Source organism: Lysinibacillus sp. PWR01, from assembly GCF_043359455.1.
Lineage (GTDB): Bacteria > Bacillota > Bacilli > Bacillales_A > Planococcaceae > Lysinibacillus > Lysinibacillus fusiformis_F.
In genome coordinates, this window is the sequence record NZ_JBHERJ010000016.1 from 1 (window position 1) to 13,942 (window position 13,942).

Annotated in this window: 15 protein-coding genes; 3 read left to right on the plus strand and 12 right to left on the minus strand. The window is 36.9% G+C overall.

Features of this window, described 5'->3' with window-relative positions; translation table 11 throughout:
• Window positions 1-40: 40 nt before the first annotated feature.
• The 9 genes from ACEVFT_RS01860 to ACEVFT_RS01900 all read right to left on the minus strand — a co-directional run bounded on the left by ACEVFT_RS01860 (window position 41) and on the right by ACEVFT_RS01900 (window position 6,621).
• On the minus strand, window positions 41-406 hold the full coding sequence (locus ACEVFT_RS01860) for a hypothetical protein (RefSeq protein ID WP_342443106.1): 366 nt from the start codon (window positions 404-406) through the stop codon (window positions 41-43).
• A 210-nt stretch (window positions 407-616) separates the two neighbouring features.
• Window positions 617-1,342, minus strand: coding sequence for a peptidoglycan recognition protein family protein (locus ACEVFT_RS01865; RefSeq protein WP_342443105.1), 726 nt, complete (start codon window positions 1,340-1,342; stop codon window positions 617-619).
• Window positions 1,339-1,602 carry a phage holin family protein gene (locus tag ACEVFT_RS01870; RefSeq protein ID WP_342443104.1) on the minus strand — a complete coding sequence of 88 codons (264 nt, stop codon included), beginning with the start codon at window positions 1,600-1,602 and terminating at the stop codon, window positions 1,339-1,341. Before ACEVFT_RS01870 ends, ACEVFT_RS01865 begins: the two co-directional genes overlap by 4 nt.
• A gap of 12 nt (window positions 1,603-1,614) precedes the next feature.
• Window positions 1,615-1,860 (minus strand): hemolysin XhlA family protein, encoded by a 246-nt coding sequence (locus ACEVFT_RS01875; protein ID WP_342443103.1) that lies wholly within the window; start codon window positions 1,858-1,860, stop codon window positions 1,615-1,617.
• 143 nt (window positions 1,861-2,003) lie between these two features.
• The gene (locus ACEVFT_RS01880; RefSeq protein WP_342443102.1) at window positions 2,004-2,990 is read right to left on the minus strand and encodes a hypothetical protein; all 987 of its coding nucleotides are present in this window, start codon (window positions 2,988-2,990) and stop codon (window positions 2,004-2,006) included.
• Window positions 2,990-3,196, minus strand: coding sequence for a hypothetical protein (locus ACEVFT_RS01885; protein ID WP_342443101.1), 207 nt, complete (start codon window positions 3,194-3,196; stop codon window positions 2,990-2,992). The genes ACEVFT_RS01880 and ACEVFT_RS01885 overlap by 1 nt, the downstream gene beginning before the upstream one ends.
• 111 nt (window positions 3,197-3,307) lie before the next feature.
• The gene (locus ACEVFT_RS01890) at window positions 3,308-3,574 is read right to left on the minus strand and encodes a hypothetical protein (RefSeq protein ID WP_393947818.1); all 267 of its coding nucleotides are present in this window, start codon (window positions 3,572-3,574) and stop codon (window positions 3,308-3,310) included.
• Between the two features lie 55 nt (window positions 3,575-3,629).
• Complete coding sequence (locus ACEVFT_RS01895; protein WP_393947820.1) at window positions 3,630-5,747, minus strand: hypothetical protein; 2,118 nt, start codon at window positions 5,745-5,747, stop codon at window positions 3,630-3,632.
• Window positions 5,740-6,621, minus strand: coding sequence for a hypothetical protein (locus ACEVFT_RS01900; protein WP_393947822.1), 882 nt, complete (start codon window positions 6,619-6,621; stop codon window positions 5,740-5,742). Before ACEVFT_RS01900 ends, ACEVFT_RS01895 begins: the two co-directional genes overlap by 8 nt.
• 120 nt (window positions 6,622-6,741) lie before the next feature.
• On the opposite strand from ACEVFT_RS01900, the gene ACEVFT_RS01905 reads away from it, so the two are divergent.
• On the plus strand, window positions 6,742-7,080 hold the full coding sequence (locus ACEVFT_RS01905) for a hypothetical protein (RefSeq protein WP_393947823.1): 339 nt from the start codon (window positions 6,742-6,744) through the stop codon (window positions 7,078-7,080).
• A 10-nt stretch (window positions 7,081-7,090) separates the two neighbouring features.
• Here the strand turns inward: ACEVFT_RS01905 and ACEVFT_RS01910 are convergent, their stop codons facing one another.
• From ACEVFT_RS01910 to ACEVFT_RS01920, 3 genes are all read right to left on the minus strand, one after another.
• The gene (locus ACEVFT_RS01910; protein ID WP_393947825.1) at window positions 7,091-9,385 is read right to left on the minus strand and encodes a DEAD/DEAH box helicase; all 2,295 of its coding nucleotides are present in this window, start codon (window positions 9,383-9,385) and stop codon (window positions 7,091-7,093) included.
• Window positions 9,360-9,743 (minus strand): YppE family protein, encoded by a 384-nt coding sequence (locus tag ACEVFT_RS01915; RefSeq protein ID WP_342443096.1) that lies wholly within the window; start codon window positions 9,741-9,743, stop codon window positions 9,360-9,362. Before ACEVFT_RS01915 ends, ACEVFT_RS01910 begins: the two co-directional genes overlap by 26 nt.
• Before the next feature lie 210 nt (window positions 9,744-9,953).
• A complete protein-coding gene (locus ACEVFT_RS01920; RefSeq protein ID WP_205442478.1) occupies window positions 9,954-10,148 on the minus strand; it encodes an endonuclease in 195 nt (64 codons plus the stop codon).
• A 380-nt stretch (window positions 10,149-10,528) separates the two neighbouring features.
• Between ACEVFT_RS01920 and recU the strand changes: the two genes are divergently transcribed.
• The gene (gene recU, locus ACEVFT_RS01925) at window positions 10,529-11,173 is read left to right on the plus strand and encodes a Holliday junction resolvase RecU (RefSeq protein WP_205442477.1); all 645 of its coding nucleotides are present in this window, start codon (window positions 10,529-10,531) and stop codon (window positions 11,171-11,173) included.
• A 2-nt stretch (window positions 11,174-11,175) separates the two neighbouring features.
• A complete protein-coding gene (locus ACEVFT_RS01930; protein ID WP_393947828.1) occupies window positions 11,176-13,818 on the plus strand; it encodes a PBP1A family penicillin-binding protein in 2,643 nt (880 codons plus the stop codon).
• Window positions 13,819-13,942 lie beyond the last annotated feature (124 nt).

Genomic DNA, 13,942 nt, shown 5'->3' on the forward strand with positions numbered 1-13,942 from the left:
AATTGACTGGGGTCTTTTAAAATATTCTAGTTATTTGTTTCTAGCTATCTTTCAAAGTTTTTTTATTTCTTCTAAAAAGTTCAAGTAATGCAAACGCAAAGATAATCCACGTCCAAGGGCTTGTTATAGATATCCCCACTTGAGAGACTCCTCCTAAAAGTGTTAGGACTAAAAAAATCAATAGTATATATAATATAGAAACTACTCCAACAAAAAAATTAGTTTTATTATTCTTGTTTTTCCTACCAAAAAATACACCCAGTAAAAAAATAATTAGAATTAAAATTACAAGGATACCCTTAGGAATATTAATATAGTTAATTGAATTAGGGAAAAAATCATAAATCAGTAACATTGTTAATATTAAATGAATAAAAATTGTAAACACATAATCCGTTTTAGTCATTTTCATCCTCCTTTTCTCTTATTTACCATATATCATTATTATACAATAAATTCTTTACTTAATAAAATTTTAAATTATTTACCTCTTCTTTGTTGGATTGTAATTTACAACCCTATTAAACGGTCATTTGACATTGTTCAAATTGTAGATACTTTAAGTTAGAATTAGAAATTATAGTCTTTTTAATATCCATTGTAATTAGACCTTCACTTATTTACTTCGCTGTGCAATGATAATCTTCAATCCTTCAAAATCCCCGCCAGTTAATGTACCAGTATCAAATTTATCTAGGTGCAACTTATCAATAAGCTTTTTATCTACTGCTTGTTTTAAGTAGTCACGTACTGCCTTTTTCGTTGTTGGATTTGTAAATTTCATCTTACCATCATCCTCCTTAACCATATGTTGTGGTTTGTCCAAGCCATTCAGAATATCCAACTTGAATTGTTCCTCTGTAGTCCCCATGCTTGCTAAATAACCATAAGGATCTCTATGTGTTGTTCCTTTAAGATTGTCTGTAATCCATCGATGTGACTTGATACCATTACCACTGCCATCAAGTACAACAGGTATTCCAGCTTCTTTTGCAAGCTCTCTTAATAGCCAAATATAAGCAGCATAGTCCTTTTTAAATTGTTCTTTATCTGCTGTCCTCGCTAATTCAACTTGTGCATAGCTAAGTGGATTACCTTTTGGACCACAACCATACTGCAATCTGCCAACTGGCGCAATTTGCACGATACGTCCTCCTCCACCTACCCAGTGAGACGTAAAAGCATTAGCTTTATTTCGGTTCATGTATGCAATTTCATTTTCTAAAGCATTTGGACCTGTGTTATTACCATTACCTGATTCATGAGCAATGACATATTTTACTGCCGTTAAAGCCTTATTAGGTAGTCCTGACATTAAACGTTTTTCAATTGTGTATGTCATTTCGCACCATCCTTACTTGAATATTGTTTATATAATTGATTGGCAAAAACAGCAGCTCCACTCACAAGAATACCTTGTACGATTGCTTGTATCGTAATTCCCATAATTCCAATTGTAAAAGCAACTCCAAATATCAATAATATATACGGAATAAACCAATCTTGCATTTTTGGTGTGTTTTTTAGAACTTGTCCAATAACTAATAAAACAGGCACTACAATTAGAGCCTGTTCGATAATATAATCATATAAAAATTCCATTTAAAATTCCTCCTAGTTAATTTTGATGACTAGCGCTAATAACGCCAAAATAACAGTTCCGATAATAGTTGTAGAAGCCCACCAAACAATTTTATCAACTTTATCTAAACGATGGTGAGCGCTTTTTGTACTGGCTAAAGCTTCATCCGCTTTGTCCTCAGCACGATTAGCTGTATCACGAATATGATTAATACCGTCTAATTTTTCACCAATTGCCCCTAAACGTTCATATACATCTCTTACTAAATCATCACTCATAAAGCACCTACTTTCCATAAAATGAAGCCCTCCACAATTATCTATGGAAGGCTTGGATTTCTACTCTGCTAGCCACGATTTTTTGCGTCTTTTCCACATTATCCACTTCTTTTTAAATAATAAAAATTCTATTAAATAAATCCTTAATTAGTCGGATTAAGACGAAACCATCGCCCTCTAATCTTTAAATAAAATTCACAGGGTAAGCCTGAAACAGGAGGTTGAATAGCCTGTTCAAAGATTAACCAGGGTCTACCATTCTCCATTTTCCAAATTTCATCAAAGTCCCATCCTACAAAAGTAGATTGTTCTGCTAGTGCAGTAGTGGTTTTTGGTGTACCCCTATCTACATCACTCATCCCAGATTTCTCTAAATCATAATAAGAGGACAAAACTGTTGTTTCACTGACACTGCCTAATAATCCTCCTATATAGTTTTTTTCAATAGAATCACTTCTAATTTTTCCCTGTAAGAAAGAATTAGTAATCTGTATATTATGAGTTTTCCCTATTAATCCTCCTACCTTTCCAGACTCTGTTTCAGTCCCTGTTACATCAACTACTGCATAAGAATCAGAGATAAGTACGGGATCTACAATTACTGAGCCTGTGCCTATTAGCCCGCCAACACAGTCCTTTCCTTTAACTGTCCCCCTAGAGCTACATTGAGTAACGCTTCTTTGACAAAAACCAATTAATCCACCTACATTGTTAATTCCGTTTACTTCTCCAATTGCTGTACATCTTTCTACAAGTCCTTGCTGATGCCCCACAAGCCCTCCTACAAAATCTGTACCTGTTGCAGTTATATTAATAACATTAGTATTTTTTAAAATAGAAGTGTTTATTATAAATCCAAAGAGTCCACCAGGATGACCTTCTTTCGCAATTGAAATTACGTTAGAAATTTCGTATCCAGCTCCATCATAAACGCCACCGAATGGACCATTAGCATAATCGCCAATAGGATGCCAGTCCCCTTCGTAATTGAACTCAATGTCATTACATTGTTGGAAGTAAACATCTTCTTTTACTAAGTGATTCTTTATAGCCTCAAAATCAGCAAAATCTTCTACAAGGAAAGGATTAGATTTTGATCCATCTCCGCCACCAAATAATCCACCTGCCATCAGACATCAACCTCCGTATACTTAATCCACAAATCCCCATCCTTACCATCTAAATCACTAGGCGAATTTGTAGAGATGTGTAAATTTGATTTTTCTTGATTCCCTTGATTAATTAAGGGTACAAATTTTCTCTGCGCTTCATCCCACGCTTGCGGAATTGGACTGCCCAGTGCATCACGAATCATTTTGACTTTTGTAAAATCCACTATTTTTCCCTCCTCTATTTAATAAAAACACCCTATTCCTCAAATAAACTTGAGAAATAGGGCTATTTATTGTACCTTTTATTAACTTTTTTCTTAACTATGTTCAAGATCTTATTTCCTCCTAAAGTTGAATAAAGGCATACGTTTACAAAGTATGATTGCACGCTTTGTTAAAGATTCAAACTTTGGATAATTACCTGGATCGATCACCCAAACGTCTTCAAAATCGAAATTTGTAAATGTAGATTTATTTTTCATTTGAGCTGTTTTCTTGAGCATTGTAGGATCTTCACTTTGTATTAAATTATTTATGTCTGCATCAATAAATATGTCTATCATTGCTGGAGAAATACTCATGCTATTATTTCCCCAAAACACACCAATACCTCGCTCTGTATTTGCTGTTAATTCTGTAGCTGTTGCTATATATCCTTTACTGAATGTGATTTCTGTCGCATTCCCTTGTCCCCAAGTACCTGCGATACCTCCGAAGCCACTTAACTGTTACATTTTCTATAATTGTATCTGCATACCAATTTTCCAAATGTGCCACTTCTTGATAATCGATTTGTCCAAACAGTCCACCAAAACCGAAATTGATTGGCGCTACATTTTTCAATTTTGTGTTTGCTCCGACTTTTTGTAGATTCGCATTACGGAAATTAGCTTGACCAAAAAGCCCTCCAATTAAAACGCCATCAGTATTGTTAAAATCAAATACTGTATATACTTCCACATCTGCTGCAATATCTAACAATTTATCATCTTCAATTCGAATTAATCCCGCTACACCACCAAATGTAGCACCGCCATTCAAATCAAATTCAACATTACGAGATTTTAGTGATTTAATCATAGTGTAATCTGACAGCTCTAAAGCTCCAAAGGCATCCGTTTGTGTTGATACCGTCCCTAAAAATGTTCCTAAATTATTGTACATAGGATTGGCAAATTTTAATGTACAATCCTTAACAATACAATTATGCAAACTCATTAATCTATTTTTTTCAGGTTGATATTCATCTATAATTCTTTGTTCCATTTTACCGACTATGAAACCAGAAGGATAATACAATTGTCCTTCCTCGTCTGTTATTGTGCTATTTTCTATCACAATATTTTCAATAGTGGCGTTTACTGTATTACCTAAAAGACCATATCCTTCGCCTCCATTTTCTACTGTTTTCTTAATGACGAGATTTTTCAATCTCTTGTTATTACCATTAAAATCACCCAAAAAAGGGACATCAAAAGGAATTTTATATTCAAAACCTTTAAAATCAATATCATTCATTACAATATATTTCCCGAATTCATCTTTCATTTCTACAAAATCTTGTGGGGTATACAAATAATACGTCCGTTGGTTTACAAAATCGTATGGTTGTGCAGCAATGACAATTTGGGTATCACTATTAACTGTTATGGTTCTATTAATCTTTTCAAAACCTAATTTCCCACTTATTTTTGTGTTTATTTCACAAGACGTTTCACACGGCAAGTAAATGATCGTTTTACCAAGAGAAGTCACTTCTTGATTATCGCAACTATATAAATATATATCATTTGCAAAAACATCATGTTCCCAAAACCATCTATCCACAATACCTCCAATTGAGTTACGATAAATTAATTCTATATTCACTATTCGCGAAAATCGAGGATAGTCCAATCCTTCTTTAATTGACCAAAACCTCACATATTCATTGTCAAACATCCAATTGGTAAAGGTTGCTCGTTTTCTCATTTCTGTTAGTGATTTTGGAGTACCATATCCATTATTTACAATAGAGTTATCATAGAAGCAATCTACAACTGATAAATTACTCGCTGATACATCACTAGCTTTATTACCAATAATCCTGCCACTAACAACATAGCTCTTTTCTATTGTTTTTAAATTATTGGCTTCTAAATAGCCCACTAAATTAAAACTGTTACCAGTAGAGATACTGTAACAGTTCTTTATATTTGTTTTCCCTCGGATTCTTCCTACAATTCCACCGATTGAATCATTTGATACACTTCCAAGTAATTGACCTTCAAATGAACACTTTTCTACATTTATCGTATCTAATATGGCTGCGATGCCACCTAATGAATTTTTCCTATTAACTTTAATTTTTCCTGTTACATGACAGTTAATTATTCTTGAACTTGCATATATAAAAGACCTTTGTCCTGGCGTCAATCCAGCCCAATCATGATACGCACTTGTTCCAGAAGCTGTACATTCTAAATCTATATCTTCAAGTGTGATATTCTCTAATTTTCCCGATAAATAACCAAATAATGCAAAGTAATTTTCTGTTCCTACATGTCTAAATCCTGTTATCTTTTTATTGTTTCCTTTATAGATGCCTGTAAAATGTGTACCACTTGCATTTGCAATTGGTTGCCAATTTAGATAACTTGATAAATTAATATCTCGTGTTTGTAAAAAATAGTGGTCTCCTGATTTATTACTTATAGCAATTAAATCTTCAGCATCTTCTACTAAAAAAGGATTGTTTATAGTGCCATTCCCGCCACCGAATAAACCATTAGCCATCTACCTCACTCTCCTCGTCATCAAGACCCATTTGACACACTGCTTGTATACTGATGCTAACCTCTCCAGACAGTAGACCTTTTACATCCACTAGCACTCCTGTAACTCCTTCTTCATTTTCTACAAGTGACCATTCTCCTGTAACAAGCTCTGTTTGTTCAGTTTTACCAACACCTAATGCTACACTAATAACTTTTGTATAGGTTTCTGTAAAATCAAAACGAGCACCCCCTGAGGATGCTTTTACTGTTTCTGATTCTAGAAATAATTGAGGTCCAAGTTGATCGATAACTTCGCTATTTTGCTCTGTAAATTTAATCGCATACCAAGCTTGCCTATGTTTACTTGGGTCAAATACACTTGGTGGTTTCTCCATAATACTAATGACCATATGCATCACGCTTTTTCGAGGAAAAGTCCAGTCAGTAATACTTGTATATTCCCTATCAGTTGCTTTACCTTTACTATCATATGTCCGAATGCCAATATAATAGGATCTATATTCACGTAGCAAAGTTATTCGCAGGCCTTCATATTCATCAAGTTCCTTATAAAAAACTTCAGCTTGTATAGTATTTAATGCTGGTGAAGGTGATACTGCCACGCCATTTAGTTGTAAACAATTAAGTTGTCCTATACGAAACTCATATAACGGCTCAAATGGTACTTTTTCAAACTTTATACCATAGTTCACACTTATTTGACTTGTTACATCACTTATAGACACTAATAAATATTCAGCATCCTCACGTGGTAGCCTCCATGTTGAGAGCTGATCTTTTACAGTAGCGTAATCGTAAATAGTTGGCACTCCATCAGCATCCATAGTAATTATTAACACTTTGTAACGCTCAAACTCGCGACGTAATAACAACAAAGACTTATTGGTTCTATCTTTCCTACCGCAACATTAGATGTTTCTAATGATTTATTAATTATGCACGCTAGGTTGCCACAACAAGTCACACTGGATATTCGCATCGATATTGAAACAATGGAAGCTGTTAAAGAAAGAGAAATGTATGCGGCTGCTAAAGAAAAATATCATGCCATTCAAACATACCTAAACAAAAATAAGGGGGCTTCGCTTGAGCATTTGCAGAAGCATTTCCACAGTAATTACAGCACACTTATTAAGTATCAAGAATGGTTTGGCCCATTTAAGCATTTAGCGCCTAATAGATTGGGACCTGAAATGCGACAGAAAAGAATAAAAACAATAAAAAAAGCCCTACAATCACATCCAAATGCAACAGGTCGTCAACTCGAAAAAATCACAGAAATAAACAGAAAAATGATATACAAGCTTATACGCGAAGAAAAATTGCGTTGAAGGCGTACCCTCAACGCTCCTTTTCATTATTTAGTTGGGACACTAAATAGCTTAACAATTTTATAACATACCCTTTTGATTCATTCAAGCTGTCTTGAACGCCAATGCAAGATGGGCAACCTGCTTCACAGGGACAACTTGATACATGTTGTAGCGTTTTGTCCAAAAGTTGCTCCCATAAATCGTATACTTTTTCACTTAGACCAATACCACCAGGATACTTGTCATAAACAAAAAATGTTGGTAGCTCATTATGCGTTGCCTTTATTTGTGGTACGACAGCTACATCACTACTATCACATCGAATGAAAATCGGAATAAATGCATTAATGGCATAAGCAGCACCAATCATAGCTCCATCTAACTCTGCCTCTGTCCATTTCAATGGAGCATCAAATGATAGCCAAGATGAGCTAGTATGCATTTCATCAGGTGGTAAATGAATTGTTCCCGACCCGATATTGTCCTGTTTTCCACCGAACTTTATTTTCTTAAAAATTGTTGCTTGTGCGACTAAGCCAACATCGCCAAAGCAAATCGTACCGCCCACATATGAACGGCTACGATCCTCCTCCAATACTTTCATTTCAACTGCTAGATTGGCATCTGTATAGTAATCTACATCTACTTCCCGTACAAAGGCTTTCTTTTCTTCCCAATCAAGCTTCTCCACTTGGAATTGAATACCTTGGTGTAAGTAAATGGCTTCTTCATGCAAGAGTGTCATGGCACTATGACGATCCATTTCACCAATGACCTTTGTCTGTGCAGGGATGGACAGATCAATAATAACCACATTTTCCTGTGACGCAGAGCGCAAGCTAATATCATGCGCAGGGAAACGCTCACTCATCCAATGCCATTTATCACTCGTCTTAAAGACAACCCCTTCCTCTGCTAAATATTCCAACAATTCCTGTATGTCATATTCCCCATACGAATCGCCTGTTGAAAAGGGTAGCTCGAAGGCGGCACATTTCAAATGATCCATTAAAATCAGCATATTCTCTGGATAGATACGTGCTTCCTCTGGTGTACTGCCTAGTAAAAATAGTGGATGATTGACCACATATTGATCCAATGCGGAAGATTGCGCAACATAAATAATCAATGCCTCATCCTGACGTCTCCCCGCACGTCCTGCTTGCTGCCAAGCACTCGCAATATTTCCCGGGTAACCCGTCATAATACATGCTTGTAATTGACCGATATCGACACCTAATTCTAATGCATTGGTGCTAACTACTGTTTGAATCGTCCCATCACGCAAGCCTTTTTCGATGACACGTCGTTCAGATGGCAGATACCCACCGCGATAGCCTCGCACAGATTCATCGAGCAGCTTATTACGTGTTAGTTCCTTTAAATAGGTCACTATCATCTCTACTCGTACCCGACTTTTAGCAAAAATAATCGATTGAATGCCAGCTGTGTACAGCCTTTTGGCTAAATCACTAACCTCTAAAACAGCACTTCTACGCACGCCAAATGTTTTATGAATAATCGGCGGATTATAAAAAAGAAAGGTTTTCTTGCCAACTGGTGCACCCGAATCAGCAATGAGCATATGTGATTCATTCGTTAGTAGCTCAGCGAGTTCCTTAGGATTTTTAATGGTAGCTGATGTACAAATAAACACGGGTTTACTACCATAAAATTCACAAATTCTTTTTAGTCTCCGAATAACATGGGCAACATGGGAACCAAATACACCTTTGTATGTATGCAATTCATCAATGATAATATATTGAAGATTTTCAAACAGTGAAACCCATTTTGTATGATGCGGTAAAATTCCCGAATGAAGCATATCAGGATTTGTCATCACGATATGCCCAGCCTTCCGAACCTTTTGGCGAATACCTGGAGCCGTATCTCCATCATACGTATAGCTTAAAATCTCCTCACCACTTTGCTCGATTAGTTCATTCAAATCATTTTTTTGGTCCTGTGCCAATGCCTTTGTTGGAAATAAATAAATGGCACGCGCATTTTTATCTTCCATTATTTTTTGTAGTACTGGCAGATGATAGCAATAAGATTTACCTGAAGCAGTTGGCGTAACTGCTGTAAAAGACGTACCACTCTGTGCCAAATCAAAAGCCTCTCGCTGATGTGTATAAAGCTGCTCGATACCTCTTGCCTGCAAGGCTTTCACTAAAGACGGATGTAAATTTCCCGGAAAAGGTGCATAGTTGGCTGGGCGTCCTTCTAATGTTTGCCAATGCAAGATACGCTCTTTTAGTTCTTCATCATATCTCCACTCATGTAAAAGCTCACTAATCGTTCGTTTCTTCGATAGCACCCGCTTCTACCTCCTTTACTAATCGTTCAAAAATTTTCAATGTATAGGAGGTAGAGTGAATCGCATCTAAAAAACGTTTTTTACTTGTTTCTTTATAAAAAGACTGCACAACAAATTGCTCCATGGATTCTGCCGCTGAAGCAATTTGTTGTGTATGCATGTATTTCGGTCGATTTTTTTGAATCCATTTATTGGCTTCTTGCTGCCATTCCTTCAACAGTTGATGAATTTCATCTGCATGTGGCTTTACTTCTTGAAAAAAATCGGGTGTTCGATCTTCCTCACGCATTTGCCAAAAACGTGAAACACATTGATCACATTCATCTATTAATTTGGATGTTTGCTGGATAACTAACAATTTTGCACCTCATCTCTCATCAATTACACATAGCAAATATATTTCGTAGTGACTGCATATACATGGTGAATATGTCTTGTCCAGCATGTCCACTATGGAAATATCACTATTCTTGACACCTATTTACCTCACCTTTATGGCAAATATTGTATCAATTTTCATGCTATTGCGTTAGTTCAATTGCTTATGAGATAAGTGTACCAAAGTCTATCATTTTTCACTACTAATAGGCGAACAAGCATTCTTTACTTGCCAGTTCTTTTCTGCTAAGCTTACTTTTTGGCTAACCGCTTTGAGCTGCATAAAAAGATGCAACCCATGAGCATTGTTTTCCAGTGACACTCTCGTGAAAAGTAATTGATTGACCAGATCTAACTGCGCAACTAATTGTTCTAACTTGTTCAAAATAACGCCTCCTTTGCTTTACTTTAGTATTCCTCGCATGTATAGAATTACCTTCATGCGTGACAAAATAAGCGTAAGTTAGCTGAAAGAAGAAGATTTTCGATAAAATTTTAATAATGAACCTTCCATCTGAAAAATCGTCATGAATGAAAGGTCTCGATGTGAGCATATTTTCATCCTAATGGCCTATTTAAATTTATCAGTTATTTTGACGATTCGAGTAATAAGGAAGCTGGCGATTTTTCGACGCAAATTATTCATACTTACCATCGGTTTTCTACTATTCTAGTAACAATTACATGACTGATGGAGGTAGAGAATAGCCACTAAAACATGGTAAACTAGTGGATAGAAAAGCAGTAAGGTAAAGGGTGAGCTTAATGACAATTCGTTATCCAAACGGGAAATTGTATACCCCAAATGCTTCTGTACAGAAAACAGAAAAAAAGAGCAAAAACAAAGATTTATCTTTTAGTAATCGTGGGAAGACGCTAGAAGATGAAATTAATGAAGCAAACGACTATTATATAAAAAGGCGACTTGCTATCATTCATAAGAAACCTGTTCCTGTGCAAATCGTCAAAGTAGAGTACCCTTCACGAAGTGCTGCTGTCATTCGTGAAGCTTATTTTCGAACACCCTCTACAACCGACTACAATGGTGTTTGGAATGGGCAATATATAGATTTTGATGCAAAGGAAACTGCTTCCAAAACAAGTTTCCCTTTAAAAAATATTCATGAACATCAAATGACGCATATGCAGCAAGTGACGGAACAAAATGGTGTGGCTTTTATTATCGTTCGCTTTTCTGCTTTTGAACGATATTTTATTGTGCCATACGAAGTTTTACAAAAGGCCTGGCAAGCAATGGACAATGGCGATCGTAAATCGATACCCTTTTCAACAATCGAAGAAGAGGCATATGAAATTCCCACAAGTTATTATCCACGTATCGATTATTTACCCATCATCCAACAATTGATCGATGCAAAATGCTACGGGTCTGAAAGTGAGGAGAAATAAGAATGACTGAACGTCGTCGAACACGTGGAGAGCATCAAAAAGCTCTCGCTGAAAAAAATAAAAAGAAAAAAACCAAACCAGCCTCATCCACTAAGTCATGGTTTAAACGCATTTTCTTAACAGTCTTAGCTATCGGTGTGGCAGGCTTAATTGGAGGAGCTGCATTATTTGCCTTCTATGCAAGCACGGCTCCAGAGCTCGATGAAGAATTATTGAAAGATCCTGTTTCTTCAGAGTTCTACGATAAAAACGGTGAATTATTTGCAACAATCGGTGCTGAAAACCGTAAATATATAAAATATGAAGATATACCTGAAGATATGATCAATGCTATTCTGGCAACAGAAGATGTACGCTTTTTTGAGCATCATGGTATGGATTTTTATCGTCTTGGTGGTGCCATTCTAGCAAACTTCCGTGATGGCTTTGGTGCACAAGGTGCATCGACTCTCACACAGCAAGTTGTCAAAAACTCATTTTTACAAAACGAGAAGAAATTAAAGCGTAAAGCACAGGAAGCATGGCTTGCCTTCCAGTTAGAACGTAAGTATACAAAAGAAGAAATTTTTGAAATGTACTTCAATAAAATGCTTATGTCAGGTCGCATCTATGGATTCGGCACAGCCGCACAATATTTCTATGGTAAAGAATTAAAAGATTTAACATTAGATGAAGAAGCTCTATTAGCAGGATTAGTGCAACGACCAAATGCGTATAATCCATTAAAAAATCCTGAGCTTGCAAAAAAACGTCGTAATACCGTTCTAGGATTAATGAATCAACATGGAAAAATTTCTAAAGCGGAAATGGAAGAAGCAAAGAAAGCAGAAGTCCAATCAGGTTTAGCGGATGATGCGACACGTCAATCATTTGCAGGTTCCAAATATGATGCCTTCCTGGATATTGTGATCAATGAATTAGAAAATAACGGTGATGGATCGGCAATGGCAGAAGGAATCAAAGTCTATACGACGCTTGATCCAAATGCTCAACAAGTTGTAGAAAATGTGATGAATGATGATAGTAATTTCCCAACTGAAGATATTCAGTCAGGTGTGGCGGTCGTTGATACAAAAACAGGTGCCATTCAAGCCGTTGGTGGCGGTCGTAAATATGGTGCAGAACGTGGCTGGAATTATGCCGAGGACTTAACAAATAATCAACCAGGTTCCACAATGAAACCGTTAGTCGACTATGGGCCAGCAATTGAATATTTAAAATGGTCTACAGGTCAAACACTTGTCGACGAACCAATGAACTATACAGGTACAAAACAAACAATCACAAACTGGGATGGCAGATATATGGGTGCCATGACTGCACGTAAAGCATTATATGCTTCACGGAACGTTCCAGCTGTCAAAGCATTACAGGAGGTTGGCACAGAAAAAGCCAAGGAATTTGTTGGACGTTTAGGAATTGAAACAGAAAACCTCTATGAGTCCGATGCAATTGGCGGTGGTGCTATTACTATCTCTCCTATTCAAATGGCAGCTTCCTATGCTGCTTTCGGAAATAACGGGGTCTATACAGATCCACATTCGATTACAAAAATTGTTTATCGAGATGGTAAAACGTCTAAAAACTACACACCTGAGTCTAAAGTGGCGATGAACGATTATACGGCTTACATGGTAACAGACATGCTACGTGATGTAGTCGGCAATAAGCCTGATGCCTCAGGAACTGCAGCCAATGTGCCTGGCTTGGATATCGCAGGTAAAACAGGTACAACCAACTACTCAGCAGAAGATTTTAGCAAGTATAATTTACCGAATACGAGTGTGCCAGATTCCTGGTTTGCAGGTTACACAACAAATTATTCCATTGCTATATGGAGTGGCTATGAAAAACACTTTGATCCCATTACAACATGGGAAGAACGTCGATTACCTCAAAACTTATTTAAGACCATTATGCAAGAAATTTCAGCGAACGTTGAAACAGCAAGCTTTAAAAAGCCAAGTACGGTTGTAGAAGCAACGGTGGAAGTTGGCTCTAAACCTTTAAGATTGGCAAGTGAGTATACACCTAGCGAACTACGTCAAACAGAGCTATTCGTTCGCGGTACGGAACCAACAGAAGTTTCTGAGGTCTATGAAGCGCCAGAGCTATCTACACCTTATAATGTATCGGCAAGCTTAGATTTAGGAGCACAGTCCATCAATATTTCTTGGGAACATGATGCCATCCTAAATCCTGAAACAGATGAACCATTACCAACTTCATTTGAAGTTTCTGCCACACGACAAGGTGGAGAAACGGTTATCCTAGGTACAGCGGACACTAATGGCTTAACTGTTGCGAACACGCTTGAAGATGGTAATTATACAATCTATGTCGTAGCCATTGTAGATGGCACACGCAGTGAACCTGGTACAACTACCTTCCAGATCGCAAGTACCCCTGAGGAAGATTTGGAAACCGAAGATCCAGATGAGCCAGAAATTGACTTACCGATTGATCCTGGTCAAGAGGACAATAATAATAATGGGAATAACAATAATGGCAATGGTGACAACGGCAATAACAACAATAATAATGGGAATGGGCATGGAAATAACGGCAATAACGATGGCAATCAGCAGCCAACACCACCTACCGAACCTACCAACCCAAATGAAGAAGATCAAAGCACTGAATAAACAAAGAAACACCGAGAAGCATTTCTGCTTCTCGGTGTTTCTATTAGATAGTGAAGGCTGAGGAAGCTATCCGTCAGTATTGACGTTCTATCCGTCAGTTTTGATGCTCTATCCGCTACTTTTC